Genomic DNA, 26,443 nt, shown 5'->3' on the forward strand with positions numbered 1-26,443 from the left:
TCATCGCAAGAACGCCGCTGCCACACCCGAGTCAACGGGAATGTGCAGCCCGGTCGTGCGCGAGAGTTCAGGACCCGTGAGCACGTACACCGCATCGGCGATGTTCTCGGGGACCACCTCCCGCTTCAAGATCGTGCGGTTCGCGTAGAACTGGCCGAGATCCTCCTCGTTCACCCCGTAGGTCGCGGCACGGTTCGCGCCCCAGCCCGAGGCAAAGATGCCGGATCCCCGCACCACCCCGTCGGGGTTGATGCCGTTGACGCGGACGCCGTGCTCCCCCAGCTCAACTGCCAACAGTCGCACCTGGTGGGCCTGGTCAGCCTTCGTAGCCGAGTAGGCGATGTTACTGGGGCCAGCGAACACACTGTTCTTTGAGGAGATATAGATGATGTCGCCGCCCATGCCCTGCTCGATGAGCGCCTTAGCCGCGGCCTTTGACACGAGGAAGGAACCCTTGGCCATGACGTCGTGCTGCAGATCCCAGTCTTTCTCGGTGGTTTCGAGGAGGGGCTTCGACAGCGACAGACCCGCGTTGTTCACGACGAGGTCGATGCCTCCGAAAGCAAGCACGGCCGCGTCCATCGCGGCCCGCACGGCGGCGGCATCGGCGACGTTTGCGGCGAGCCCAACCGCGACGTCGCTCGAGCCCAGATCGGCAGCGGCTTCCTGTGCCTTCTCAAGGTCGAGGTCGGCCACCACCACACACGCGCCCTCGGCCGCGAGCCGGGTCGCGATCGCTTTACCGATGCCCGAGGCGGCGCCCGTCACAAACGCGATGCGCCCCTGGTGCGACTTCGGCTTCGGCAGTCGCTGCAGCTTTGCCTCTTCGAGCGCCCAGTATTCAATACGAAACTTCTCGGCGTCACTAATGGGGGCGTAGGTTGACAGCGCCTCGGCACCGCGCATCACGTTGATCGCGTTGACGTAGAACTCCCCCGCGACCCGCGCGGTCTGCTTGTTGGCGCCGTAGCTGAACATGCCGACACCCGGGATCAGCACAATGAGCGGATCAGCACCGCGCATTGCGGGGCTGTCGGCGTCGGCATGGGCCTCGTAGTAGTCCCGGTAGTCCTTACGGTACATCTCATGAAGCTCGTGCAGGCGCGCGATTTGCTCTTCAACGGTGGCCGTCGCGGGCAGGTCGAGCACTAGCGGTTTCACCTTCGTGCGCAGGAAGTGGTCTGGGCAGCTGGTGCCGAGCGTGGCGAGGGATGCCAGCTTCTCTCGGGAAAGAAAGTCGAGAACTTCCGCGCTGTCGATGAAGTGCCCCACCATCGGTTTGTCGTGTGAGGCGAGTCCACGAACCGTGGGGGCAAGGGCAGCGGCTCTCGCCCGGCGCTCGGTTTCCGGCAGAGCCTCGAAACCGTCAACGCGGGCACCGAACGGCTCAGCAGATCCGTGCTCGTCGATGTACGCGGCGGCCGTGTCGATGATCCAGAGCGAGTTGCGCTCGCACTCCTCGCTCGTCTCACCCCAGGCGGTAATGCCGTGGCCGCCGAGAATGCAACCGACGGCCTCGGGGTTGGCCTGCTGAATCGCGGCGATGTCGAGACCGAGCTGGAACCCCGGCCTGCGCCACGGCACCCACACGACCCTGCCTCCGAAGATCTTGCCGGTGAGCGCCTCGCCGTCTGCGGCGGTCGCGATCGCAATGCCCGAGTCGGGGTGGAGATGATCGACGTGGGCCTTGTGCACGAGGCCGTGCATGGCCGTGTCGATTGACGGAGCCGCGCCACCCTTGCCGTGCAGGCAGTAATCGAGGGCCGCAACCATCTCGTCTTCGCGGTCGAGACCGGGATACACGTCGACGAGCGCGCGCATGCGGTCGACACGCAGCCTCGAGAGCCCGGCCTCCTTGAGCGTGCCGAGGTCACCACCAGACCCCTTCACCCACATGAGTTCAACCGGCTCACCGGTCACGGGATCCTGAGCCTCGCCTTTCGCCGAGGTGTTACCACCCGCAAAGTTCGTGTTCTTTTTGTCGGCACCGAGGCGGTTCGAGCGCGCAATGAGCTCCGCCGCGGTGTTGTGTGCTGCTTCGTTCGCCATGAGTTACGCTCCCCAGCTTGCCTGTGTGCCGCCGACGCGCTCAGCGGAGATTTTCTCGAAGTACCCTGAGGCCCCGTACGCTGCCATTGGATCCGCGGGCAGGCCGCGCGACTCGCGCCACTCGGCAAGCGCCGGTCGCACGTCCGTGTAGAACGCGTCCATAAAGACACCGTTCGCGCCGAGCACGTCGCCCGACTTTTGCGCGGCGGCGAGCGCCTCGCGATCCACCAAAAGTGCCCGCGCCGTCATTTCTTGCACGTTCAGCACGGAGCGAATCTGGCCCGGAATCTTGTCTTCGATGTTGTGGCACTGGTCAAGCATGAAGGCGACGGGGCTGTCGGTGTCGAGCCCACCCCGCGCAGCACCTCAAACAGGATACGGAAGAGCTGGAACGGATCGGCGGCTCCCACGATCAGGTCGTCATCGGCGTAGAAGCGTGAGTTGAAGTCGAAGGAGCCGAGTTTGCCGAGGCGCAGCAGCTGCATCACGATGAACTCAATGTTTGTGCCGGGCGCGTGGTGGCCGGTGTCGAGGCACACCATCGCGCGCTCCCCAGCGCCGCCACCTGCACGTACGAGGTACCCCAGTCGGGCACGTCGGTGTGGTAAAAAGACGGTTCGAAGAACTTGTACTCAAGCACAAGGCGCTGCTCCCCGACAGCCTTGCGTAGATTTGCTGCAGAGATTCGTGCAGTCGATCCTGCCTGCCTCGCATGTCAGCCTGGCCCGGGTAGTTGGAGCCCTCGGCGAGCCAGATCTTCAGGTCGCGGGATCCGGTCTGGTCCATCACGTCGATGCAGGCGAGGTGATGGTCGATTGCCTTTTGCCGAATGGCGGCGTCCTCGTGGGCAAGCGCACCAAACTTGTAGTCGTCATCTTGGAACGTGTTTGAGTTGATAGTGCCGAGCGAGACGCCCTGGTCGGCGGCGAAGCGCCCGAGGGCGGCGTAGTCGTCGACGTGGTCCCACGGAATGTGGAGAGCTACGATCGGCGCGAGCCCGGTCACCCTGTTCACCTGTGCAGCATCCGCGATCTTCTCGAAGGGATCACGCGGCGTGCCGGGCGTCGAGAACACTTTGAAGCGTGTGCCCGAATTACCGTAGGCCCAAGACGGAACCTCTATTGCCTGCCGCTCAAGCACAGCGAGCATGTCGGGAGTCAGTGTGTTGCTCATGATGGTCACTTTCTAGCGTTGTCGTGCTGAGTCAGCTGGTCTTCGAGGTGGAATACCTCGGTCAGTTCGAAAAATCCGGTGTCGGGAGTACCGCCGTGGGCGCCCTGAAGGTCTGCGAAGAACGGGGCCATCTCTGCCTGCCATCTTGCGTTCACCTCAGTGGCGGCCATCGCAGCCTGCAGCTCAGCGAGCGGTTGTTCGGCCTCGAGGTAGCCGATCAGCAGGCCGTCCTCGCCCACAAACAGTGAATAGTTGCGCCAGCCGGTGTCGGCGAGCGCCCTCAGCATCTCGGGGCACACCGCGGCGTGACGCTCGCGATACTCGGCCATGCGCTCCGATCGCAGTTGGAGTTGAAAGCAGTAGCGTCGCACGGTCACACCTCCCGGTAATCAATGCCGAGCAGCGAGGCTGCGGCGCGGTAAGTCTCGGCGCGGCGTCCTGTCGACAAGCTCCAGTGATGTCCGACACCGGTCCCTGACCAATCGTCAACCCACTCACCGGGGTCTCGCTCAAAGTCGACGCGAGTTGTGGTGTTGCCGATCGCCAGAAGAGGTCCGGGCACAGCGGTCCCCTCCGAAGCGATGAACGAGAGCGAGCCATCAGCGTCTTGCCCAAGACCGAGCAGTGTCACCGGCCCCTGCTGCACATCAAACTCGACGGAAACACCCCAACCGCGCTTGCCGTGGTACACGCCAAGCCCGCGCAGCAGCGGGTCCCGAGCGGACACCGAGAGGTGTGCGGGGCCGTCGTGCCCCATCTCTACCACGTTGTCTTCAAAGTTCAGGGCTTGGATCTCGCAGAACGATCCCCTGCCCGATCACCTGAGAGGCGAGCTGAGCCACGGTCGTGCGCAATTCGAATTCCCCGGTGGCAGGAATTCCGCGCGCGGTCAGCAGCGAGGCGCCAAGAATCATGCCCGCACCAATGCGCTCGTGCAGTTCGCCATCGAGTCCGCGGTGGTAGTAGGCGAGCGAGTCAAGGTCGAAGTCGTCGATGAGGCGATCGAGCGCCACCGACACCCTGGCACCCCAGGCAAAGTCTTCCTCTTTCACGGACGCGTCGACGGTGAAGATCTCGCGCGCAAGCACCATCCGTTCCTCGGTCTCTGACTCCGTCACTGCGTCGACCCGCACCCGCAGGTCGTCAAACTCCAGCACCTCAACGTGCGAGCCGAAGGTCGCGGGCAGCATCGTCAAATCGGTCGAAACGTCGAGCATGCCCGGGTAGAGATGCCCCATGAGGCCATGCCTCGCTTGTCGCAGCGCCGCGCGCACGTGCGCCGCCGCGATCCACTGTTCGATACGGTGCCAGGCGCTCTCCTGTCGCAGCCAGCCGGAAACCGAGCGGAACGGGATCCCGGCCCGGCGAAACACGTTGCCGACCTCGGGCACCGGGCACTGACCGCAGTACGCCAGCCATTCCCCCGTGCTGAAGTTCGCGTGATCCATCTTCTCGGTGGGCTGCAGATCAATGACCAGCACGGGTGCGCCAGCGCGCTGTGCGATTGGCAGCACCATCGAGGCGGTGAGGTAGGTGGTCAAAAACAGCACGATCAGGTCGCAGTCGGCGCGGCGCAGCTTTTCGGCGGCGACCGCCCCCTCCTGCGCGTCCGAGATGAAACCGACATCGGTCACCTCAGCGTCCATCGCAGAGAAGCGCTCCGACACGTACCGCGACGATTCCTGCAGCTGCGGCAGCAGCGCCGGAAACTGCTGCCAGTAGGTGCCGAGGCCACCCGCCACCAGCCCGATACGGGGTTTGCGGCGAGACGTCATGGGGAGCAGATCGGCGATGTTCCTATCGGGTGCGGGGTTCATGGTGTGACCGTTCCTGGGTAAAGAAATGCTTGGGGTGTGCGGGGCCGGCACACCGGCCCCGCGAAACAAACCGCGACCTAGAAGTCGTAGTCGTCGATGTTGTCCTTGTTGAAAACCGTCGGCGGCCCAACAATCACCAGGCCATCGGCACCAACCTTGCGCTCGCCCAGATCTCCGGCCTCGAACTTGTCGCCTTCCTTTCCGGTGATCGTGCCTGCGTCAAGGGCCATGCCCGCAAACGCTGCAACGTAGCCGAGCTGAGCCGGATCCCACAGAGCGAACTCAGTGACGGTGCCATCCTTGACGAACGGACGCATCTCGTTTGGCAGACCAAGACCAGTCAGCGCAACCTTGCCCTTGTACTCGGAGGTCGAGAGGTACCGAGCCGTGGCCGCGATACCAACCGTGGTCGGTGAGATAATCCCCTTCAGATTCGGGTACGCCTGCATCAGGCCCTGGGCCTCCTGGAACGACTTGGTGTCATCGTCATCGCCGTACACCTTGGTCACGAGCTTGATCTTGGAGTAGTCGGGATTCGACTTCAGCTCCTCCTCCATGTACGTGATCCACTCGTTCTGGTTCGTCGCGTTCGCGGTGGCCGAGAGGATCGCGATTTCGCCCTCACCACCAATCTGCTCCGAGATCAGCTTAAGCTGAATCAGCGCAACATCCTTGGCAACAACCTGGCTCACAAACACGTCGCGGCAGTCTTTATTGGTGTCGGAGTCGAACGCAACAATCTTCGCGCCACCGTCACGGGCTTCCTTCAGCGCGGGGCACACGGCATCGGGATCGTTCGCGGCGATCACAATCACGTTTGTTCCAGCCTGTGTTTCAGCGTTGATAAACGAAACCTGGCTTGATGCGCTCGCATCAAGCGGACCAACGACTTGGCTCGACTTGAAGCCGGCCGCTTGAGCGCCATCCTTACCGCCTCCCAACACCACATCGGTGTAGGGGTTATTCAGCTGTTTCGGAATGAAGGTGATGGTCTGATCCCCCTTACTGTCGTTATCTGAACCGCCCTTGTCTCCAGAGTCTGTCGAAGCACACCCGGTCAGGGCGATCGCTGTGACGGCAATCATTGATGCTGTGAGCGCGAGTCCACTTCGACCCCGCCGCGTCATTGAGAGTTTCATCCTGCGTTCCTTTCAAGTTGGCGTCAGACGCCGAGTGTTCCTGAACCGGAGGGCTCCGGAAGTTCTTTGTGTATTCGTCGATCATGCGACCTGCGTGTGAACGCCGCGCCAATGCTGGGCGTGACGACCGAGACAATCAGCAGCGTGCCGGTCACGATGATCAGGACCACATCTGAGACACGACCGAGTCGCAGCGCATAGTTGATCGTGCCGATCAGCATCACACCGGCAAAAACACCGGGGATCGACCCTTTACCGCCGAAGATTGAAACGCCGCCGAGCAACACCGCGGCGACCACGGTCAATTCAAGCCCCGAAGCATTGTCCGAGCGGGCACTCGAATAGCGCAGTGTCCAGTAGATGCCTGCGAGCGCCGACACACCACCGCTCGCGACGTAGAGCCAGAACTTCGACTTGACGATATCGATTCCGACAAAGCGGGCTGCCTCTTTCGAGTAACCCATCGCGTACAGGCCGCGCCCGAAGGGGGCGAAATGCAGCAGCAGACCGAAGATCACCACGATAATGAGCACCCCGATCATCACGGTCGGGATCCCGGTCGAACCGATCTTCGAGGTGAAGAACGCGGTGAACTCCGGCGGAAAGTTCGCCACGGCGTTGTCGCCGATCACGACGAGCGCGAGCCCTCGGAACAGCGCCAGCGTGCCGATGGTGACCGCCAGCGACGGCAACCCGACCACACTCACAAGGAAGCCGTTGAAAGCACCCGCCACGATCCCGATCCCAATCGAGATCGCAATTGCCGTGCCCATATCGAACCCCGCGGCCCACATGACACCGAGTGAGGCACTCGTGAGACCCGCGATTGAGGCCACCGACAGGTCGATCTCGCCGGTAATGATGATCAGCGTCATCGGCATCGCGATCAGCAGGACCGGGATCACATCGAGCAGCAGAAAGCCGACCGTCACGGGCGAGGCAAAGCGCGGGATTGTGAGCGAAAACAGCAAGATCGTTGCAAGCAGAATGCCGATCATGATCGCGTCGCGGCTCAGCAGCCAGCGAGCGATGCCGGTGCGTCCCTTTGGTTCACCGCTCAGCGTTTTTGAGGTGCTCGCGATCGTCAATGATGCCGAGGTCTCGGTGCTCGTCATTTTGTTTCCTCCTGCTTGGCACCCTCAGCTGAGTTGCTGACTTTCAGTTTTTGAGCGGTGCGGATCGAGGCAATCCGATCGATCAGGATCGCGGCGAGAATCAGCATGCCGACGATCGCCTGCTGCCAGAATTTGTCTACCCTCAAGGCCGTGAGGGCACCCGTGATTGTCGTGAGTAGAAGCGCACCGAGGCCCGCACCGATCACGGATCCGCTGCCACCAAAGATCGCGACACCACCGACCACGGCCGCGGCAACTACGTTGAGTTCCATGCCGGTTCCGGTGGTTGCTCCCACCGAGTTGAAGCGTGCCGCGTACAACACCCCCGCAAGACCCGCAAGCGCTCCATTGGCAAGAAAGGCCATCAGCACACGCTTCTGCACCTTGATGCCAAATAGAATCGCGGCTTCGGGATCCGACCCGATCGCGTAGAGGTCGCGCCCGGGCCGTGTGCCAATGAGGATCACGGCAATCACCGCGACCACAAGGATCGCGATCAGTGTGATGATCGGAAAGCCCAGGAAGCTGTCTACGGCAAGGTTGCCGAATGCATCGGGACGATCATCGGCAAAGTACTGTGTGCCGCCCGCCCACCAGTTGTTGATGCCACGGAACACGTAGAGTGTGCCCAGCGTAATAACAAGCGCGGGGACCTTGGCGACCGTAACCAGTAGACCGTTGACGAGCCCCAGCAGCGACCCGAACAGGATCCCAACCACAAATACGATCCAGATCGGAATGCCCTCTGCCATCACGAAGAGTGTGCCAGTGCCGTAGGCTACAAGCCCGAGCATTGATCCGACCGACAGGTCAATGTTTCGGGTGATGATCAGCAGGGTTTGGCCCGCGGCCAGAATGATCATGATGGTCGCATTGAGCAGCAGATCCTTTGCGCCCTGCGGTGACAGGAACAGCGGATTCGCCGCGTACGTCAGACCGATCAACGCGATCAACGCGATGGTAACGGGAAGCTCTCTGGCGCGCAGGATCGATCCCGCGCGGGAGCTGGCTTTTGCCGGCGTCTTCCCCGGCGTAATTTGTGCGGTACTCATTCGGGGGCTCCCTGCGTTGCATGGGCAAGGTTGTGGGTGGCGGCGTACATGACGTTTTCGGGAGTGGCATCAGCACGATCGATGGTGGCGGTGACTTGGCCCTCACACATCACAACGACACGATCGGCCATGCCGAGCACCTCGGGCAGTTCGCTCGAGATCATGATGATGGCGATGCCCTCGTTCGCGAGGTCGGAGAGCAGGCGGTGCACCTCAGACTTCGTGCCGACGTCGATGCCGCGTGTTGGTTCGTCGACGATCAGCAGGCGCGGGTGCATGGAGAGCCACTTGGCAAGCACCACCTTTTGCTGGTTACCTCCCGAGAGCGTCGAGGCCGTGTAGTCGATAGACCCCGTCTTCACTTGCAAGCGCTGGGTCCACTCCTCGGCAACCGCACGCTCGCGCGATCCGCTAATCAGCCCAAACCGAGCCAGGCGCTTGCGAAGCGCGAGCGTTGCATTGCGCCCCACGGAGAGATCCATGACCAGCCCCTGCTTGCGGCGATCCTCGGGCACAAAGCCAATGCCTGCGGTGATCGCGTGCTGCACCTTGCGCTTGGGCAGTTTCTCCCCAGCATCTGGACAGAACCGGAATCGTAACCGTCGACACCAAAGACCGCCCTGGCGACCTCGGAACGACCGGCGCCAACGAGCCCGGAAAGGCCGAGGATCTCGCCCGCGCGCACCTCAAAACTCACGTTGCTGAAGACCCCCGCGCTGGTGAGGTTCTCAACCTTGAGCACAACGTCGCCGATGGGCGCGTCTTCCTTCGGGAACAGCTGGTCGATGTCGCGGCCGACCATCTCTTTCACGATGCCCTCAATGGTCGCGTCGCGTGTCATGACGGTCGAGATGTACCGACCGTCGCGCATGACGGTGATACGGTCGGTGAGCGCAAACACCTCTTCGAAGCGGTGGGAGATAAACATGATCGCGGCACCGCGGTCGCGCAGCGCGCGAGCCACCGTAAAGAGCCGCTCGACCTCAACACCGCTCAGTGCGGCGGTTGGTTCGTCCATGATGAGCACACGCGCGTCGATGGAGATGGCCTTGGCGATCTCGATGATCTGCTGATCCGCGATCGAAAGGCCTTCTGCAACGCGGTCAGGATCGATGGGCACCCCTAACTGCGCGAATAGCTCCTCAGCCTTTGCGCGCATCGTGGCGCGGCTAATGAGACCGAGCGCCCCCTTGGGCTGGCGGCCGATAAAGATGTTTTCTGCGACGGTGAGATCGGGGAAGAGCGTTGGCTCTTGGTAGATAACCGAGATCCCCGCGTTTTTGCTATCGCCGACCGTTCGGAAGCTCTGCGGTTCACCTGCGATGCGAAATTCACCAGCATCGGGTGTGTAGAGCCCCGCCATGACCTTCACAAGCGTGGACTTGCCCGCGCCGTTCTCGCCAACGAGGGCGTGAATCTCACCCGCGTGCAGCTCGATCGTGCCGTCAGCGAGCGCAACCACCGGCCCAAATGTCTTGACGGCCCCTCGTAGCGAAAGTAGCGCCTCGCCCGGGTGTTCCGTCTGACTGGGTGCCAGATTCATGTGCGTCCTCTCCGTTGAGGAAAATGAAACGATTCATTTTCGACTGGGGCAAGACTATTATTTGACCGGTTTACTTGTCAAGTGGTTGCCTTCGACATACGCCAACCGTTATTGAAGCGTTTCAATGAGTGCCGGTAAGATACATAACTGTAAGCGATCCCACGACTGCAAGGAGGCAACCGCCATGAGCGTGAGTGTGCGAGATGTTGCCCGCGAGGCAGGCGTATCGGTCGGAACCGTCTCCAATGTATTGAATCGCCCCGACATTGTCTCCCCCGCCACCGTCGAGCGGGTCACCCTCGCCATCGAGCACCTCGGGTTTGTGCGCAACGACGCCGCCCGCCAGCTTCGCGCTGGGCGCAGCCACACGATCGGGCTCGTTGTGCTCGACACCCGCAACCCGTTTTTCACCGATCTCGCGCACGGGGCCCAAAACCGCGCGCTGACCGAGGGCTACACAGTGCTGCTCGGCGGCAGCGACGAGTCGAGCGACCGCGAATCAACGCTGCTCGATCTCTTCGAGGAGCAGCGCGTAGCGGGTGTGCTCATTTCTCCCGTGCGCACCGACCTCAGCCGCCTGTGGCGACTGCGCGAGTCAGGCACACAGGTGGTGCTGGTCGACCGCGGCAGCTCAGACCACTCGTTCTCTTCTGTGTCGGTCGACGACGTCAGAGGCGGCAGCGCAGCGGCTCAGCACCTCATCGACATCGGTCGTCGACGCATCGCCTTTATCGGCGGGCCGGTCGATATCGAGCAGGTCGGCCAGCGCCTAGAGGGTGCCCAGTCGGTTGTTGCGCGATACGCCGATGCAGCCCTCACCATCTACCCGACCGAGGCACTCACCGTGCTCGAGGGGCGGCGTATCGCCGAGCAGATCTCGGCACTGCCAGCCGCGAAACGACCCGACGCGATCTTCGCCGCCAACGACCTACTCGCGATGGGCGTCATTCAGGCACTGGTCATGTCAGGATCGCTCCGAGTGCCAGAAGACATCGCACTTGTCGGCTACGACGACATCGACTTTGCCAGCGCCGCGGTCGTGCCGATTACGTCGGTGCGGCAGCCATCATCCGAGATCGGGGCAACCGCCGTTGAGCTGCTGCTGCGCGAGACCGCGGGAGCCTCCGAGCGTGAACAGATCGTGTTCCAGCCCGAGCTTGTGGCTAGGGCTTCCACCCTCGGCTACCAGTGAGCTCCGTACCCATACCTCCCCAATTGCGTCGCCTCGCGACTGCGATCGCCCGTCACATGACACTTGGCGAGAGTGCAGTTTTACATGACTTCACAAAGCAAAAACATGCATCTTTGCACTCTCGACGGGTTTGAGACCAACAACTCGACGGCAAGGAGACCAACAACATGGAAGCAAGTTAGCTACTCCCCAGGTGCTTGCGCGCCGAGATGGCGCGCTCTGCCTCACGACGATCCTGGCGCTCGCGCAGCGTCTGGCGCTTGTCGTATTCCTTTTTACCGCGGGCGAGGGCGATCTCGACCTTTGCGCGGCCGTCTAGGAAGTACAACCGCAGTGGCACAATCGTCATGCCACCCTCGCGGGTCTTCTGGTACAGTTTGTCGATCTCTTGCCGGTGCAGCAGCAGTTTGCGTTTGCGGCGCGGTGCATGATTGGTCCACGATCCGTTGAGGTACTCGGGAATGTAGACAGCGTCAAGCCACGCTTCACCGCGCTCGATGAACACATACCCGTCAACGAGCGAGGCCCGCCCCATGCGCAGCGACTTCACCTCGCTGCCGGTGAGCACCATTCCCGCCTCGTAGGTATCGATGATGAGGTACTCGTGCCGAGCCTTCTTGTTCGAAGCAATCAGCTTCTCGCCGGTTTCCTTGGCCATACCTACATCCTTCCGTTCTCGCGCGGGCGCAATTCCTCAGACTATCGGATTTCAATCGCCGCCAACATGTCAGCCGACGCAGACGCGTCAGCCGGACAGAAACAACGGTTTCTATCCGGCTGATCCACCAGCACCGGATGGCGTGTAGAACCTCGGCAGTTACACCCGCAGGTATCGCGTGATCGCGATCTTCGCCGCAATCGACGACAATATCGCTCCAACCAGGATCAGGATCGGCGGCACTATCAGCGACTGATCCACCGTGATGTAGCTCGTAAACGGCACTTCCTTTGCCAGGAAATCCTGCACAAAGAACTTCACGATCGCCACCGAGGCACCACCCGCAAGCACCGCCCCGATAAGCGCGGCGATCACACCCTCCAAGATAAACGGCGTCTGAATGAAGCGGTTTGAGGCACCAACGAGGCGCATGATCCCGATCTCACGCCGCCGCGAGAACGCCGAGAGTCGAATCGTCGTTGAGATCAGCAGCATGGCCGCGACGAGCATCAGACCCGCAATCGCGATGGCCGTGTAGCTTGCGACCCCCAAGAACAGGAAGATGCGGTCGAGCAAACTTCGCTGATCCACGACGCTCTGCACACCCGGAATGCCGGAGAAGGCCTCCTGAATAATCTCGGACTTCGAAGGATCCTTGAGCTTGATCCAGAACGTCTGGTTCAGCTGCTCGGGCTTCGTGATGTCCACGATCGGGTTGCCCTTGAACTGCTTCGTGAACTCCTTGTACGCCTGATCGTGCGTCATGAAGAAAAAGTCATCGATAAAAGGTTTGAGCTCGTCAGACTTCAGCGCAGCTTCGACAGCGGCAATCTGTTCCTTGTCAGCATCCTTGCCAGAGCAAGTCTGGCTCTGCTCAGAGTTGGTGCAGAGATACACCGCCACCTGCGCGCGGTCGTACCAGAACGTCTTCATCTGCTGCACCTGCAGCTGCATGATGATCGCCGCGCCCACAAACGTGAGCGACACAAACGTCACCAGGATCACCGAGATGACCACCGACATGTTGCGACGCAGGCCACTCCAGACCTCGCCAAGTACCAGCCCAACCCTCATCGTACGGGCCCCACATCCGTCTGCTCGTCATCGTCTTTTCGGTCCAGTCCAAGGTGCTGTGCAAGATTGCCGGTCTCCGACATCTGCACGGGATCCATCGGCTGCCCCTGCTGCAAGAAGCTCGGGATCGCGGGCTCTTCGCCAGCGCGCCGCGTCACGTCGAGATCCTCGTCATCATCGCCCTCACCCTCAAACGGGCGAGGCTCTTCAAATGCCGATGCCTCGGGCGCAGCGGGTGGTTCCGGAGTTACCTCAGGCAATACAACGGGCGCAGGATCCGCCACAACTGGCGTTCCATCCGGTTGCAGCGCGGCCCGCACCACCGCCTCGCTGGTGCGCAGCACCTGAGCGCCGGCCTCCGAGAGATCAGCGATCGGTATCGACGCGGTCTCGCCGTAGCCGCCACCAACTTCGTCGCGTACGACGACGCCCTGCGACAGCTCCACCACACGCTGCTGCATGATGTCAACGAAGGTCGCCTCGTGCGTTGCCATGACCACGGTTGTGCCCGCCGCGTTAATCGCGCGCAGCAGTTGCATAATGCCGAGGCTGGTCGCTGGGTCGAGGTTACCCGTCGGCTCGTCGGCCAACAGGATCGCGGGCTTGTTCACAATCGCGCGCGCAATGGCGACACGTTGCTGCTCACCGCCCGAAAGCTCGTGGGGAAAACGCTTTGCCTTGTTAGCAAGCCCAACCATCTCCAGTGTGTCGGGCACGGCCTCCTGAATGAAGCCGCGCGACTTGCCAATCACCTGCAGAGTGAACGCAACGTTGTCGTACACCGTCTTATTGGTGAGCAGACGGAAGTCCTGGAACACCGTGCCGAGGCTGCGGCGAAAGTAGGGAACCTTGCGAGAGGAGATTTTGCTGAGGTCTTGCCCAAGCACGTGGATCTTGCCAAGGCTTGGCTGATCCTCACGCAAAATGAGGCGCAGGCAACTCGACTTACCGGACCCGGAAGCGCCGACAATAAACACGAACTCACCACGGTCGATCTTCAGATCGATGCCGTCGAGTGCGGGTTTGGCGGTGCCCCGGTACTTCTTGGTGACGTTTTCAAACAGAATCATGACGCCTCGACAATACGCCCGAACGCTGAATCACCTACTCAGGCGCGCGGGCGTTTTTTCCTAGCTCAGCTAATCCTGATGTTGTGAGAGCGAGCGCCAGCGAATGCCCGCGGCAATAAACCCGTCGAGATCGCCGTCAAAGACGTTCTGCGGATTGTTGACCTCAAACTCCGTGCGTAGATCCTTCACCATTTGGTAGGGCGCGAGCACGTAGCTGCGCATCTGGTCACCCCAGCTCGCGGTGATGTTTCCGGCGAGTTCCTTCTTTTTCGCGGCCTCTGCTTCGCGCTGCAGGATGAGCAGGCGCGACTGCAGCACACGCATGGCGGCTGCGCGGTTCTGGATCTGGCTCTTTTCGTTCTGCATCGAAACAACCGTGCCCGTCGGAAGGTGGGTGATCCTCACCGCCGAGTCGGTGGTGTTGACCGACTGACCGCCGGGACCGCTCGAGCGGTAGACATCGACGCGAATGTCACTCTCGGGAATGTCAACCGACTCCGCCTCGGGCATCAGCGGGATCACCTCAACCGCCGCGAAGCTGGTCTGGCGTTTGCCCGCAGAGTTGAACGGGCTCATGCGCACGAGGCGATGGGTACCGGCCTCGACCGAGAGCGAACCAAACGCGTACGGTGCGTCAAACTCGATCGTGGTCGATTTGATGCCGGCCTCTTCGGCGTAGCTCGTCTCCATGACTGTGACTCTGTGGTCGTGTTGTTCGCCCCAGCGTAGGTACATACGCTGCAGCATCTCGGCGAAGTCGGCGGCGTCGACGCCCCCCGCGCCCGCGCGGATCGTCATAACAGCGGGGTACTCGTCGTACTCCCCAGAGAGCATCGTCTGCACCTCGAGCTCCTGCACAAGCGCCTCAATCGCGGCGATCTCCTCGGTCGCCTCTGCGGCCGAGTCCTCGTCTTCTGCTTCGAGTGCCAACTCGACCAACACCTCAAGGTCATCGAGGCGCGCGGCGAGGCTACGCAGCCGCTTAACCCGAGCCTGGCGGTGGCTCAAGCCGCTCGTGACCTGCTGTGCCGCTGCAGGATCGTCCCAGAGATCGGGTGCTGCGGCTTGTTCTTCCAGCTCAGCGATCTCACGATCAAGCTTCGGCAGATCCATCACCGCAGCAATGTCGGCGTAGGTGGCGCGAAGCGCGCGGATGCGTGAGTTGAAGTCAAGTTCGAGCATGATGCTGTTTACTTTACCGCTCAATGCTTCGCGACAGGCCCCGCAACAGATCTGTGAACTAAATCACCGAGCCTTCAAGCACGAACGATCCGGCGGGTTCTCCACTGCGCTGCCACGCCTCGTGCAACAGGCTAACCCCTTCAAGCAGCCTGTCCTCCGGCTCCGTAAAGGGCAATCGCACGAAGCGCTCGAACGTACCCGGACTTCCAAAGCGGGGGCCCGGCACAAGCCGCAGCCCGAGGCGAGCACTGTGCCGACACAACCGCGAGCTCACCGGCTCACCGAGATCAACCCACACGCACGCCCCTCCCTCTGCCGCGGAGAGCGACCAGCTCGGTAGCAGAGCACCAATCTTCTCGGTGAGCATACGATGTCGGCTCGTCAGTTGGCGAGTGCGTTCCGCAAGAATCTCGTCATACCGCTCCATCGCCAGCAGAGCGACAACCTGCTCCCAGGTTCCGGTGCCAAGATCCCCCACTCGTCGCGCTGTCTCCAACTGGCCGATCAGGTCGGGGGCCGCACGGATCCACCCCACTCGCAGCCCGCCCCAGACAGTCTTGCCGAGCGAGCCCACGGTGATGATGGTGTCCTGTTGATGTGCCTGGTCAGCAAATGCCGCAAACGGGGTAATCGTTCGCGGTTCGCGCAGGGTGAGTTCAGCCGTTGTCTCGTCGGCGATAACGTAGGTTCCCTGTGCCGAAAGGGAGTCGATGAGCCTCGCCCGCAGTTCGGCTGGCATCGACAAGCCGGTTGGGTTGTGGTGATCCGGGATCAGGTACGCCAAGCGCGGTGCCGTGCGTGCCGCGGTATCAAGCACGGCATCAACGTCGTAGCCGTCGATACCAACGGGAAGCTCCGCGACAAGCGCCCCCGCGGCGGCGAGTGCCTCACGCGCGTGCGGATAGCTCGGTGACTCGATGAGGCTGCGATCACCCCGACGCAGCAGGGTGCGAGCGATCAAGAAGATGGCGTGTTGGGCACCGAGAGTCACCATGATCTGCTCGGGGGTCGTTGGCAGGCCACGAACCGTGTATCGATCCGCAATCGCGCTTCGAAGCAGTGGCAACCCAATGGTGTCGTAGCCACTGAGCTGAAACACTTCTGGGTGTTCTGCAAGCGCGCGGGCGCTGAGCTCTTCGATCCCCCGCCAAGGCTCGGGGCAGGCCCCCGAAAAGTCAAGGTTCTCGTTTGCCCCCGACGACCACAGCTCAGAGTTCTCGCGACGGGGCGCTCGAATGACGGTCCCCGAGCCTCGCCGCGAGACCGCCACTCCGGTTTCACGCAGACGTTGGTAGCTCGCACTCACCGTTGTGCGACTCACACCGAGCGCCTCAGATAGTGGCCTCTCTGCGGGCAGCGCAGATCCCGCGACAAGACGCCCGTCGCGCACCAGCATGCCGATTGTCTCGCTGAGTTCAAGGTAGCTGTGGCCGCCACCTCGCCACCTTCCGAGCAGTTCGGTGAGTTTGCGAGCTGAGATTCGCTGCACGATCATGAGGCCACTGTAAGCAGATTGGCCTCTTGCACGCAAGGCCAATTTGAAGTGGACTGGTTGACATGCCCAGAAAACTCCTGCAATTGATCCCCGGCCTGATCCTCTACGGCGTCGCGGATGCCTTTATGATCCGCGCGGCGATTGGCGTCGACTCTTGGACGGTGTTTGCCCAGGGACTGTCGGTCCACTCGGGGTTTGGCATCGGGATCGTCACAAATGTCACAGGCGTCATTGTGCTTCTACTATGGTGGCCACTGCGTCAGAAGCCGGGCCTCGGCACGATCCTGAACATTTTGCTTGTTGGTCCCGGCATTGAACTCGGGCTGTGGCTACTTCCCACCCCGAGGCCCTATGGCTGCGGATCGCGTACTTCATATTTGGCATGCTGCTCCTCGCACTCGCGAGCGGCATCTACATCGGTGCCCGCCTGGGTCCGGGTCCACGCGACGGCCTCATGACCGGCATCCACTTGCGCTTCGGCACGCCCATCTGGATCGGGCGCACCGGCGTCGAACTCAGCGTGTTACTTGTCGGATGGCTGCTCGGCGGCAACGTCGGCTTTGGCACTCTCGCTTTCGCTCTACTTATTGGCCCGCTGTGCGGCATCACACTGCCACTGTTTGACCGCCGCTGGCGGAATGACCCCAAGGGTCACTCCACCATGCAGCAGTCAGACGAGGGTCAGTCGCGGGATCCCGACTCAGCCACTACGTCTTCAGGGATCTTGTTGTAGCCAGTGACCGGCTGAATCTCGTCGAACCCAACAACCTTACGTTTGAATCCCTTGGTGAGGAAGATCAGGTATACAAGACCGATCACCGTCCAGATCACACCGCCGATGAGAGCGTCGAGGTGCAGGTTCGCCCACAGCAGCCCGGTGAGCAGCATACCGATTCCGGGCATCACGATGAAGCTGAAAATGTCTTTAAACGTGTGGCGACGGCCCTTACGAATCGCAAACCAGGCAATCACCGAGATGTTCACGAAGGTGAACGCGATCAGCGCACCGTAGTTGATGAACGCGGCGATCATTTCGAGCGTAAACGCCGCTGCCAGCAAGCAGATGGCACCGGTCAGCACGATGTTGAAGGTCGGGGTGTGGGTTCGCGGGTTAATGTAACCGAAGAACTTCTTCGGCAGCACATTGTTGCGGCCCATCACGAGCAGCATGCGCGATACCGAGGCGTGCGAGGCAAGACCCGAGGCGAGTGTCGCGCAGAAGCCAGCTGCGGTGAGCACAGCCTGCAGCACCGGCCCGCCCACAAAGTCACCTATGAGGGGCAGCGTGCTGTCTTCAACAAACTGCATGTCGCCGCCCGGGGCAAACACGATCCAGTCACCGAATCGCAACTGTGTGAAGTAGCCCGCGATGAGGAAGATGGCGCCACCAAGCAACACCGTCAGCAGGATCGCCCTGGGAACGATCTTGGGGCTCTTGGCCTCTTCCACGTACATCGTCACCGCGTCAAAGCCGATGAACGAGAAACACACGATGGTCGCGCCCATGAGTACCGCACCCATGGTGACCCCGTCATGGAAAAACGGCGTGATCGACGCGACAGTGCCAGCACCCTCGCCACCCTGCAGCTGAGCCCACACCATCACAACAAATACGATCATCACAATGATCGAGAACACCAGCAGAATCATGTTGACATTCGAGGTGCCACGCATGGTGAGGTAGATGATGCTGGTCACCATGATGCAGTAGAGCACGACCCAGATCCATCCAGGAATATCGGGGAACACCGCTTCGAGGTAGCTCCGAATAATAAGGCAGTTCACCATCGGCAACAGCATGTAGTCGATCAGCGAGGTCCAGCCCACCATAAAGCCGACATTCGGGTGAATCGATTCGCGCACATAGGTGTACGCCGATCCCGCGCTCGGAATCGCGCCCGACATCTTGCCGTAGCTCACTGCGGTGAACACCATCACGATAAGTGCCACGAGATAAGCCAGCGGAACAACATTGTTCGTGTCTCGGGCGACCATACCAAAGGTGTCAAACACCACCGTGGGGGTCATGTATCCGAGCCCGAGGCCGACGATGGCCCAGAGTCCCAGATTTCGCTTGAGCGTGCCACCCTTAGCCTTGGCGGGTGCAGTCATAGTTCTCTCCTCGATTTGGAGTTCACACACGAGGAGTTATCAGCGCCCCGTTGCAACTTGAAATCAATGGGCGCTGTTGCCCACCGCGTCCATCTTGCACCCAGGAGCCCGCTCACGCAAAACGGAGTGTGGTGCAAGATCCAAATACCGCAGATCCTGCGCCACACTCCGTAGTTTCTGCATTACACGCGTGAGAGACGTTTCTGCTTATTGATACGCACAACCTGCACAATGATCACCAGCAGCAGAGCCCCAACAAAGACGATCGACGCGAGCACATTGGCCTGCGCGGGAACGCCTTTCGCGGCCGCGGTGTAGATGAACTTCGGGAAGGTGCTCACCGCACCCGAGTTGAAGTTCGTAATGATGAAGTCATCGAACGACAGTGCGAAGCTCAACAGCGCCGCGCCGATGATGCCCGGCATGAGCGTCGGTAGCGTGATTCTGAAGAACACCTGACCCGGAGAAGCGTAGAGATCCCGCCCGCCTCTTCAATTGCCGGGTTCAAGCTTGCAACCCGCGCCTTCACCACCACAACAACGTAAGAGATGCAGAACATGATGTGAGCAAGGATGATTGTGCCAAGCCCTTTCTCCACTCCCATCGTCAGGAACTGGTACGCGAGCCCCGCCCCGAGAACAACCTCTGGAGTGGCCATCGGCGTAAACAGCAACAGCGAGATTGTGCTGCGGAAACGGAAGCGGTACCGCACGAGCGCAATCGCAATGAGGGTTCCCAGAACCGTCGCGACGACGGTAGAGACAGCGCCGACGATGATGCTGTTCCCGAACGCGGTACAGACCTCGGGTGCCCCGCAGATGTTTTGCCAGTTCTCGAGTGTAAATCCGTTCCACTTGATATTGTTGCGGCCCCGCTTCTCGTTGAAGGAGAAGATGATGACGTTGACAATAGGCAGCAGCAGGTAGATCAAAACGATAATGCTCGCGACCGGCACAAAGGCCCGACCCAGGCTCAACTTTTTCACAGGAGGTCCTCCGTCCCGCTGCGTCGCACATAGGCGATGATGAGGACCAGAATGACCACCATGAGCACAATCGAGAGTGATGCCGCCAGGGGTAATTCTGGGTTTGTAGAAAGTTCGACTCGATCACGTTGCCGACCATCGCCGTGTCAATACTGCCGAGAAACTGCCGCGAAGCATTGACGTAGTCACCCGACATCGGAATAAAGCTGAGCAGCGTGCCGGAGACCACACCGGGCATCGACAGCGGCAACGTCACCTTGCGAAAAATAGTGACGGGTGATGCGTACAGGTCGGCTCCCGCTTCAAGCAGTCGCATGTCGAGTGATTGGAGCGAGGCAAAAATCGGCAACACCATAAACGGGATGAAGTTGTAGACGAGCCCAAACACCACCGAGAAATCCGTGCCCATCCATTCAGTGGGCAAGATCTGCTTCCAAGACAACGTTCGCAGCAGGAAGCTGATGAAGAAGGGTGCGATCACAAGGATCAGCAGGATCCCCTGCAGCATCGGCTTCGAACGCACCCGCACTCCGATCAGATACGCGAGTGGGTAGCTGATGAGCAACCCCACGACAGTACCGATCAACGCATAGACAAAAGATCGGAGAATTTGTGGCCAATACTCCTGCACGGCCGCCCAGTAGTTCGAAAACTGCACCGCGGCAACATAGTCGCCGATCCCGCTCCCCTCCGCGGGAACCTGAAGCGAGGTGATGATGAGCTGAATGAACGGCGTCACAAAGAAAAGCAGCATGTACATGATGCCCGGAGCGAGCAAAACAAGCGCGACCCAACGCCCCTTCTTCGGAGCTTGCTCGACGACCTCAGTGTTGGCCGAGAACGCGGTAAATGCCATGAGCGTCTCCTACCCTGAGATCTTCGACTGCGCGGCAATCGTGCGGGTCGAAAGATCAGCGGTCAGTGCGCCGGTTTCTAAGCGGTCATCCGCGAGACCAAAGGTGTGAGATACCAGCCAGCTCAGCCACACCTCATCACCCAATTGAACTGACGGACCAACCTCAACGTTCTGCGCAAACACCTGCACCGCGCCGGCACCGGGCACCTCGACGGTGTACTGCGTGCTCACGCCTATGAACGAGACATCGGTGACCCGGCCTGGCCCCACCACGTTCACCGAGGCGTCCGCCGCGGGAGCCTGAGTGTGTATTCGCAGCTTCTCAGGTCGAACTCCCACCGTGATTGCGCCGCTGTCGCGAACACTTCGCGCTCTCGGCACCGTAATCTGTGCCCCGTTTTCGTGACTCGTTGTGATCGCCTGATCAGTCGATCCCGCAACCTTGACCGAAAACAGGTTTGACTGCCCCAGGAAGCTCGCTACGAACACCGTGCGTGGCAGGTCATACAATTCTTCTGGTGCGCCCTGCTGCTCGATCCTGCCCTTGTTCATCACGGCCACGGTGTCTGCCATAGTCATGGCTTCCTCCTGGTCGTGAGTGACGTGCAAGAAAGTCAACCCGACCTCCTGCTGAATCTGTTTGAGTTCCTGCTGCATCTGGCGGCGCAGTTTCAGGTCGAGTGCACCAAGCGGTTCATCAAGAAGCAATAGCGCTGGTCTGTTCACAATCGCGCGGGCAAGTGCCACGCGCTGTTGCTGACCACCCGAGAGCTGCACGGGTTTACGAGCGGCGAGGTTGTCGAGCTCAACCAGCTGCAGAGCAGCGTGGGCTTTGCCCAGAGGATCTGAGATCCCCCGCCGCCGCAAGCCAAAGGCCACGTTCTCAAGCACCGTCATGTGAGGGAAAAGCGCGTATGACTGGAACACGGTGTTGACCGGTCGTTTGTGCGGCCCGAGGGCGGTCACATCGCGACCACCAATCTTGATGCTTCCGGTCGTGGGTTCCTCAAGCCCGGCCACGAGCCGCAGCGTCGTGGTTTTACCACAGCCGGACGGCCCCAGCAGCGCAAAAAACGACCCGGCCGGGATGAGAAGATCCAGCCGCTCCACCGCGGTGAACCCTGGAAAGCGCTTCTGGATCCCGACTAGCTCAAGATCCGCGCCAGACTCAGCGAAAGACTGTACGGTCATGGTGTTACAGCCCCAATGCTTTCTGGAACGTCGTGGAGTAGCGGTTGTCTTCCTCGGGCGTCAGAATTCGGAAAGTGCGCAGCTTTTTCATGTCGGCCTCACTCGGAAAAATTGCCGGGTTATCTACCTGCGAGGGATCGACTTTCTCCATGGCCTCCTGTGCTCCCTTAACCGGGGTGACATAGGCGACGTAGGCAGCCACCTCAGCGGCAACTTCCGGCTGGTAGTAATAGTTGATCAGTTCCTCGACCTTCTTTTTGTTGCCAGCCGTCGTGCCGTTTGGCACGGTAAAGGAGTCGCGGGCGATGATGCCGCCAAATTCGGGTAGCTCGACGCCCCACTGCTTGTCGAGTTCAACGTTCATCATCACCACGTCTCCGGTCCACACGAACCCGGCGAGCATTGTGCCGGTCTCAAGGTCCTGCGTGTAGTCGTTGCCCTTCACATTGCTGATCTGCCCACTGTCGAGGGCATCTACGAGCCACTCCATGGCTTTGTCAAACTCGGCATCACCCCATTTGCCGGCAGGATCAACACCCTGTCCCGACAGGATCAGGCCAATGGTGTCCCGCATCTCGCTAAGCACCTGGACTTTGCCCTTGAGCTCAGGCTGGAGAAGGTCATCCAGTTCGTTCAGTCCCTTAGGGAGTGCCTTTTTGTTCCAAGCCCAACCCGTTGTCGGCAGCTGCCAGGGAATCGAGTGTTTGCGACCCGGATCCTCCGCCAGAGCATCCCATTCGGTGTCGAGCAGATTGCTCTTCACGTTTGGCAGGTTCGCGTAGTCAAACTCTTGCACCTGGTCGGCGAGGATAAGCCTGGCATCCATCCAGTCCGTCATCGTGATCACGTCGTAGCCCGTGAACTGATCGAGCTTCAGCGCGTCCTTGATTTTGCCGTAGAAGGTGTTGTTGTCGTCGATATCCTCGGCGTAGTTCACACTAATGCCGGACTCCTTCATGAAGGCTTCCAGTGTCGGGTTCGTGCTGCTCGACTCGTCAAAATCGAGGTAGTAGGTCCAGTTACCCCAGATGATTTCGCCCTTGCTGGATCCGCCCCCGCTGCCAGGGGCGCACGAGGCGAGAGCCGCCGTACCGAGGCCCGCGGCACCAATAGCTGCTCCCCTGAGTAGCTGACGACGGTTGAACTGAGCGCCGCGAAGCATACTCACGATGTTTCGTACAATCGGATCTTCGGGCAATTGCTGGGCCATGAGAGCTCTCCCTTGAGTTTCGGCGAATTCAACCGACATGGCGCACTTACGGCGACAGTGCCGGGTTGTGACTCGAATATGGCACAGACCCGGGGTCGTTGCAAAGGGCACACGCCAATTCAAGTTTTTCGTCACTCAACAGTTATGTTTCGAGCACCTTCCGCTTGGCAGAGTGCTGGAAATCTCTGTCTTTGCGGGCCAAAACTTCGGATTCCTTTGCCTTTTCAGGTTTTGAGTGCCAGAATCGCATGTGTGAGCAGCAAACGAAACACGTCGGCGCTCGACTCCACCTCGAAGGCGATCATCGAGCAACTCCAGCTCGATGGGCGTCGCTCGTACGCGGAAATCGGGAAGGCGGTTGGCCTCAGTGAGGCCGCCGTGCGTCAGCGTGTGCAGAAGCTCACGGAAGCCGGTGTCATGCAGATTGTTGCGGTGACCGATCCCATGCGGCTCGGTTTCAGCAGACAAGCCATGCTCGGCATTCGCGTTTCTGGTGACACCAGAGTCGTTGCAGACAGCCTTGCCGGGATGCCAGAGGTCAGTTATGTCGTGCTTAGCGCGGGGTCCTTTGACATCATGGTCGAGATTGTTTGTGAAGACGATGACGCCCTCATCGAAGTGTTGAACGAAAAGATCCGCACCCTCGTCGGTGTCGCCTCTACGGAGACCTTCGTCTACCTCCAACTCAAAAAACAAAAATACGACTGGGGAACAAGATAACCATGTCCTACGATCCCACTGCGGCAGTTGATACTGCTGCCCTTCAGGCCTCGGCTAAGCGCCACATGTGGCCACACTTCACGAACCGCAAGGTTCTGAATGACGGCATCCCCGTCATCACCCGTGCTGAGGGTCACCACATCTACGATGCGGCTGGCAAGCAGTACATCGACGGCCTCGCGGGCCTCTTCGTTGTGAACGCTGGCCACGGCCGTGATCGCATCGTGCAGGCTGCAGCGAAGCAGATGAAGCAGCTCGACTTCATGCCAATCTGGTCGTACGGCCACCCGGCAGCGATCGAGCTCTCCGAGCGTCTCTCCAGCTACGCTCCTGGCCAGATGAACAAGGTGTTCTTCACCACCGGCGGCGGCGAAGCCGTTGAGTCTGCGTTCAAGCTTGCCAAGCACTTCTGGAAGATCAAGGGCAAGCCGATGAAGCACAAGGTCATCTCGCGCTCGGTTGCCTACCACGGCACCCCGCAGGGTGCGCTTGCTATCACCGGCATCCCCGACATGAAGAAGTTCTACGAGCCTCTGACCCCGGGCGGCCACCGCGTGCCGAACACCAACTTCTACCGTGCAGAAGAGATGGGTGCACCGTCGAACGACCTCGAGGCGTTCGGTCAGTGGGCTGCAAACCGCATTGAAGAAGCGATCCTGTTCGAGGGCGAAGACACCGTTGCGGCCGTCTTCCTCGAGCCAGTACAGAACTCGGGTGGTTGCTTCCCGCCTCCCCCGGTTACTTCAAGCGTGTTCGCGAGATCTGCGACAAGTACGACGTGCTGCTCGTCTCTGACGAGGTCATCTGTGCGTACGGCCGCGTCGGTGACTTCTTCGCATCGAAGGCACTCGGCTACGAGCCCGACATCATCACCTCGGCGAAGGGCATCACCTCGGGCTACGTGCCCCTGGGAGCCATGATCGTCTCGGACAAGGTGTCGGAGCCGTTCAACTCGACCGAGAACACCTTCTACCACGGCTTCACTTTCGCTGGTCACCCGGCGGCAGCAGCAGCAGCCCTTGAGAACCTCGACATCTTCGAGGAAGAGGATCTCAACGGTCGCGTGCGCGAGAACAGCCCGCTGTTCCGTGCCGAGCTTGAGAAGCTGCTCGACATCGACATCGTCGGTGACGTGCGCGGTGAGGGCTACTTCTTCGGTATTGAGCTTGTCAAGGACAAGGCAACCAAGGAGACCTTCAACGAGGAGGAGTCGGATCGCCTGCTGCGCGACTACCTCTCCCCCGCACTGTGGGAGGCCGGCCTCTACTGCCGCGCCGACGACCGTGGAGACCCCGTTATCCAGCTCGCTCCGCCGCTGACCATTGGTCCGTCGGAGTTCGCCGAGATCGGCGGGATCCTGCGCAGCGTTCTGAAGGACGCTTCGTCGAAGATCTAGTTTGATCTGACTGGCTGACAGCGTCGGCCTCACTGTGGCCCACTCTGCTTCGGCAGGGCGGGCCACTCTTTATTGCAGGGACGGGTCATTTTCACGAGTAAGCTAGCTGATGTGAGTTCGACAGATCCGACAGATCAATCCTCACAGCAGCCTCAGAATTCTCACACTCTGCAAGACAACAGCCAGCCTCAGTGAGTGCCGCAACAGGCAACGATGCCGCAACACTACCAGCAGACAACCGTCCCGGGAGCTCTTCCCCAGTATGGCCAGCCCGTGTTCGCGCAGACACCGATCCCCCAGGCCAAGCTCAATGTGTTCGGCGTCACCTCGCTCGCGCTCCTCGCGTTCGCCGCTCTACTCAACGTCCTTACGCCAATCCTGTACCGCTTTGACGATCCGATGCTACTTTCGAGCATCAGCACGGCCTGCAACACCATTATTCACGTCGCAGCGGCAGTTCTCGCTCTCGTCGGTGTGCTTAAGAAGAACGCTCCTTGACTCAGGTGGACCGCCATCAGCTCGCTCGTCATGAGTGGATTCTGGTTGTTCTCATACGCCGGGTTCTGGGTCGTCTCGGTGATCCCGTACGGGCATTAATCCCTGCGGAATTCCTTTTACACGGCCAGATGAAGTCCCTGCGCGATCGCACGCATGATGAGATCTTGCACGTCTTCCCACTGAAACATCACCTGCTCGTACGTCACTCTGATTACGTGGTAGCCACTCAGCTTTAAAACAGCATCGTGGCGGTTGTCGAGACCTCGTTGTTCACCGACATGGGTTTTCCCATCGATCTGCAAGACAAGACGAGCTCCTAGCAGGAAATCAACGTGGTGTCCGAGTATCCACGTCTGCGCACGAACCTCCAATCTCAATCTGCGTGTACGACGTAGCACGAAACTCTCAAGACCCGAATCCGAAAACGGCGTGACAATCTGAGAAAGCTTTTTCGCGCGCCCAGTGAAAGGCAATCTACGGAGTTCCTCAAGTTCAACAAGGTTCTTATTGAGGGCCGACTCCCAAGTGGCGTATGCGTCTTCTTCAGCGAGACACAGCGCCGTCGTCGCAAGCACATTCCCGACCGGATCTATGAGGCTTCTTGGATCCCGCGGCACCACCGGAGCATTCCAGTGAAGCTTTGATTCCTGCCTAGTTTGGGCGGCTACCCCCGGCAGCTTTCTCGCGTTGGCTGGCATGCCTAGATGCAGGCATGGCTCATCCCGGGTCACCCACAACCCGAGCCGTTTCGCTTGAGTTACACAGGTCAAGACGCCCCCAGTTTCCGCGGCGCGAATCAAGGCGAACTCCGCCTCGGGCACTGCCAACCAACCTCGTCTCAATCGCCGTAGCCTACCTGCGCTACAAAGCTCTCGTAGCTGGCGATAACTGAACCCTTGTTCAACAAGGGCAAGTG

General features: G+C 60.5%; 19 protein-coding genes and 6 pseudogenes. 5 read left to right on the top strand and 20 right to left on the bottom strand.

The genetic code is table 11. The annotated features are described in order from the left end of the window. From G7066_RS10015 to G7066_RS10050, 9 genes and pseudogenes are all read right to left on the bottom strand, one after another. Positions 1 to 2,049 carry a bifunctional aldolase/short-chain dehydrogenase gene (locus G7066_RS10015; RefSeq protein WP_166330822.1) on the bottom strand — a complete coding sequence of 683 codons (2,049 nt, stop codon included), beginning with the start codon at positions 2,047 to 2,049 and terminating at the stop codon, positions 1 to 3. Positions 2,050 to 2,052: 3 nt separating this feature from the next. Beyond that, a pseudogene (gene rhaI, locus G7066_RS10020) lies at positions 2,053 to 3,222 on the bottom strand (L-rhamnose isomerase). Between the two features lie 5 nt (positions 3,223 to 3,227). Then, on the bottom strand, positions 3,228 to 3,593 hold the full coding sequence (locus G7066_RS10025) for an L-rhamnose mutarotase (protein ID WP_166330824.1): 366 nt from the start codon (positions 3,591 to 3,593) through the stop codon (positions 3,228 to 3,230). A gap of 2 nt (positions 3,594 to 3,595) precedes the next feature. Then, complete coding sequence (locus tag G7066_RS16210) at positions 3,596 to 3,979, bottom strand: hypothetical protein (protein ID WP_244302904.1); 384 nt, start codon at positions 3,977 to 3,979, stop codon at positions 3,596 to 3,598. Between the two features lie 16 nt (positions 3,980 to 3,995). Continuing rightward, positions 3,996 to 5,039: a hypothetical protein gene (locus G7066_RS10030; RefSeq protein WP_244302905.1), complete on the bottom strand. Its 1,044-nt coding sequence runs from the start codon at positions 5,037 to 5,039 to the stop codon at positions 3,996 to 3,998. Positions 5,040 to 5,116: 77 nt separating this feature from the next. Beyond that, positions 5,117 to 6,178 (bottom strand): rhamnose ABC transporter substrate-binding protein, encoded by a 1,062-nt coding sequence (gene rhaS / locus G7066_RS10035; protein WP_205881422.1) that lies wholly within the window; start codon positions 6,176 to 6,178, stop codon positions 5,117 to 5,119. A gap of 23 nt (positions 6,179 to 6,201) precedes the next feature. Then, positions 6,202 to 7,293 carry an ABC transporter permease gene (locus G7066_RS10040; protein ID WP_166330826.1) on the bottom strand — a complete coding sequence of 364 codons (1,092 nt, stop codon included), beginning with the start codon at positions 7,291 to 7,293 and terminating at the stop codon, positions 6,202 to 6,204. Beyond that, on the bottom strand, positions 7,290 to 8,345 hold the full coding sequence (locus G7066_RS10045) for an ABC transporter permease (protein WP_166330828.1): 1,056 nt from the start codon (positions 8,343 to 8,345) through the stop codon (positions 7,290 to 7,292). Before G7066_RS10045 ends, G7066_RS10040 begins: the two co-directional genes overlap by 4 nt. Further along, positions 8,342 to 9,888: pseudogene (locus G7066_RS10050) on the bottom strand (sugar ABC transporter ATP-binding protein). The gene G7066_RS10045 and the pseudogene G7066_RS10050 overlap by 4 nt, the downstream one beginning before the upstream one ends. Before the next feature lie 184 nt (positions 9,889 to 10,072). On the opposite strand from G7066_RS10050, the gene G7066_RS10055 reads away from it, so the two are divergent. Continuing rightward, entirely contained in the window at positions 10,073 to 11,080 is a 1,008-nt protein-coding gene (locus G7066_RS10055; RefSeq protein ID WP_166330830.1) for a LacI family DNA-binding transcriptional regulator, read from the top strand. A 178-nt stretch (positions 11,081 to 11,258) separates the two neighbouring features. Here G7066_RS10055 and smpB read toward each other — a convergent pair whose 3' ends face one another. The 5 genes from smpB to yczR all read right to left on the bottom strand — a co-directional run bounded on the left by smpB (position 11,259) and on the right by yczR (position 16,559). Then, the gene (gene smpB, locus G7066_RS10060; RefSeq protein ID WP_166330832.1) at positions 11,259 to 11,738 is read right to left on the bottom strand and encodes an SsrA-binding protein SmpB; all 480 of its coding nucleotides are present in this window, start codon (positions 11,736 to 11,738) and stop codon (positions 11,259 to 11,261) included. Between the two features lie 159 nt (positions 11,739 to 11,897). Beyond that, a complete protein-coding gene (gene ftsX, locus G7066_RS10065) occupies positions 11,898 to 12,812 on the bottom strand; it encodes a permease-like cell division protein FtsX (RefSeq protein ID WP_166289287.1) in 915 nt (304 codons plus the stop codon). Next, complete coding sequence (gene ftsE, locus G7066_RS10070; protein ID WP_166330834.1) at positions 12,809 to 13,882, bottom strand: cell division ATP-binding protein FtsE; 1,074 nt, start codon at positions 13,880 to 13,882, stop codon at positions 12,809 to 12,811. The genes ftsX and ftsE overlap by 4 nt, the downstream gene beginning before the upstream one ends. A 69-nt stretch (positions 13,883 to 13,951) precedes the next feature. Further along, entirely contained in the window at positions 13,952 to 15,064 is a 1,113-nt protein-coding gene (gene prfB / locus G7066_RS10075) for a peptide chain release factor 2 (protein WP_166330836.1), read from the bottom strand. Between the two features lie 58 nt (positions 15,065 to 15,122). Continuing rightward, on the bottom strand, positions 15,123 to 16,559 hold the full coding sequence (gene yczR, locus G7066_RS10080; RefSeq protein ID WP_166330838.1) for a MocR-like transcription factor YczR: 1,437 nt from the start codon (positions 16,557 to 16,559) through the stop codon (positions 15,123 to 15,125). 125 nt (positions 16,560 to 16,684) lie between these two features. On the opposite strand from yczR, the pseudogene yczE reads away from it, so the two are divergent. Beyond that, positions 16,685 to 17,292: pseudogene (yczE, locus tag G7066_RS18110) on the top strand (membrane protein YczE). Here yczE and G7066_RS10090 read toward each other — a convergent pair. The 5 genes and pseudogenes from G7066_RS10090 to G7066_RS10110 all read right to left on the bottom strand — a co-directional run bounded on the left by G7066_RS10090 (position 17,241) and on the right by G7066_RS10110 (position 22,913). Continuing rightward, positions 17,241 to 18,671: an APC family permease gene (locus G7066_RS10090; protein ID WP_166330840.1), complete on the bottom strand. Its 1,431-nt coding sequence runs from the start codon at positions 18,669 to 18,671 to the stop codon at positions 17,241 to 17,243. The pseudogene yczE and the gene G7066_RS10090 sit on opposite strands and share 52 nt — an antisense overlap. A 182-nt stretch (positions 18,672 to 18,853) precedes the next feature. Beyond that, a pseudogene (locus G7066_RS17915) lies at positions 18,854 to 19,656 on the bottom strand (ABC transporter permease). Beyond that, a pseudogene (locus tag G7066_RS17920) lies at positions 19,653 to 20,512 on the bottom strand (ABC transporter permease). The pseudogenes G7066_RS17915 and G7066_RS17920 overlap by 4 nt, the downstream one beginning before the upstream one ends. A 9-nt stretch (positions 20,513 to 20,521) precedes the next feature. After that, positions 20,522 to 21,703, bottom strand: coding sequence for an ABC transporter ATP-binding protein (locus G7066_RS10105; RefSeq protein WP_166330842.1), 1,182 nt, complete (start codon positions 21,701 to 21,703; stop codon positions 20,522 to 20,524). Between the two features lie 4 nt (positions 21,704 to 21,707). Then, positions 21,708 to 22,913, bottom strand: coding sequence for an ABC transporter substrate-binding protein (locus G7066_RS10110; RefSeq protein ID WP_166330844.1), 1,206 nt, complete (start codon positions 22,911 to 22,913; stop codon positions 21,708 to 21,710). A 252-nt stretch (positions 22,914 to 23,165) separates the two neighbouring features. On the opposite strand from G7066_RS10110, the gene G7066_RS10115 reads away from it, so the two are divergent. The 3 genes and pseudogenes from G7066_RS10115 to G7066_RS10125 all read left to right on the top strand — a co-directional run bounded on the left by G7066_RS10115 (position 23,166) and on the right by G7066_RS10125 (position 25,527). Next, the gene (locus tag G7066_RS10115) at positions 23,166 to 23,633 is read left to right on the top strand and encodes an Lrp/AsnC family transcriptional regulator (protein WP_244302908.1); all 468 of its coding nucleotides are present in this window, start codon (positions 23,166 to 23,168) and stop codon (positions 23,631 to 23,633) included. Between the two features lie 2 nt (positions 23,634 to 23,635). Beyond that, positions 23,636 to 25,029 (top strand): annotated as a pseudogene (locus tag G7066_RS10120) (aspartate aminotransferase family protein). A gap of 195 nt (positions 25,030 to 25,224) precedes the next feature. Next, positions 25,225 to 25,527: a hypothetical protein gene (locus G7066_RS10125; protein ID WP_166330848.1), complete on the top strand. Its 303-nt coding sequence runs from the start codon at positions 25,225 to 25,227 to the stop codon at positions 25,525 to 25,527. A gap of 116 nt (positions 25,528 to 25,643) precedes the next feature. On the opposite strand, the gene G7066_RS10130 is transcribed toward G7066_RS10125, so the two are convergent. Continuing rightward, positions 25,644 to 26,225 carry an endonuclease domain-containing protein gene (locus tag G7066_RS10130; RefSeq protein WP_166330850.1) on the bottom strand — a complete coding sequence of 194 codons (582 nt, stop codon included), beginning with the start codon at positions 26,223 to 26,225 and terminating at the stop codon, positions 25,644 to 25,646. Positions 26,226 to 26,443 lie beyond the last annotated feature (218 nt).

It is taken from the genome of Leucobacter coleopterorum, assembly GCF_011382985.1.
Lineage (GTDB): Bacteria > Actinomycetota > Actinomycetes > Actinomycetales > Microbacteriaceae > Leucobacter > Leucobacter coleopterorum.

What these genes read in the sequence shown, in the direction of transcription:
- G7066_RS10015 (WP_166330822.1), bottom strand. Translation starts at nt 2,049, where the DNA reads ATGGCGAACGAAGCAGCACACAACACCGCGGCGGAGCTCATTGCGCGC.
- G7066_RS16210 (WP_244302904.1), bottom strand. Translation starts at nt 3,979, where the DNA reads ATGGGGCACGACGGCCCCGCACACCTCTCGGTGTCCGCTCGGGACCCG.
- G7066_RS10030 (WP_244302905.1), bottom strand. Translation starts at nt 5,039, where the DNA reads ATGAACCCCGCACCCGATAGGAACATCGCCGATCTGCTCCCCATGACG.
- rhaS (WP_205881422.1), bottom strand. Translation starts at nt 6,178, where the DNA reads ATGAAACTCTCAATGACGCGGCGGGGTCGAAGTGGACTCGCGCTCACA.
- G7066_RS10040 (WP_166330826.1), bottom strand. Translation starts at nt 7,293, where the DNA reads ATGACGAGCACCGAGACCTCGGCATCATTGACGATCGCGAGCACCTCA.
- G7066_RS10045 (WP_166330828.1), bottom strand. Translation starts at nt 8,345, where the DNA reads ATGAGTACCGCACAAATTACGCCGGGGAAGACGCCGGCAAAAGCCAGC.
- G7066_RS10055 (WP_166330830.1), top strand. Translation starts at nt 10,073, where the DNA reads ATGAGCGTGAGTGTGCGAGATGTTGCCCGCGAGGCAGGCGTATCGGTC.
- smpB (WP_166330832.1), bottom strand. Translation starts at nt 11,738, where the DNA reads ATGGCCAAGGAAACCGGCGAGAAGCTGATTGCTTCGAACAAGAAGGCT.
- ftsX (WP_166289287.1), bottom strand. Translation starts at nt 12,812, where the DNA reads ATGAGGGTTGGGCTGGTACTTGGCGAGGTCTGGAGTGGCCTGCGTCGC.
- ftsE (WP_166330834.1), bottom strand. Translation starts at nt 13,882, where the DNA reads ATGATTCTGTTTGAAAACGTCACCAAGAAGTACCGGGGCACCGCCAAA.
- prfB (WP_166330836.1), bottom strand. Translation starts at nt 15,064, where the DNA reads ATGCTCGAACTTGACTTCAACTCACGCATCCGCGCGCTTCGCGCCACC.
- yczR (WP_166330838.1), bottom strand. Translation starts at nt 16,559, where the DNA reads ATGATCGTGCAGCGAATCTCAGCTCGCAAACTCACCGAACTGCTCGGA.
- G7066_RS10090 (WP_166330840.1), bottom strand. Translation starts at nt 18,671, where the DNA reads ATGACTGCACCCGCCAAGGCTAAGGGTGGCACGCTCAAGCGAAATCTG.
- G7066_RS10105 (WP_166330842.1), bottom strand. Translation starts at nt 21,703, where the DNA reads ATGACCGTACAGTCTTTCGCTGAGTCTGGCGCGGATCTTGAGCTAGTC.
- G7066_RS10110 (WP_166330844.1), bottom strand. Translation starts at nt 22,913, where the DNA reads ATGGCCCAGCAATTGCCCGAAGATCCGATTGTACGAAACATCGTGAGT.
- G7066_RS10130 (WP_166330850.1), bottom strand. Translation starts at nt 26,225, where the DNA reads ATGCCAGCCAACGCGAGAAAGCTGCCGGGGGTAGCCGCCCAAACTAGG.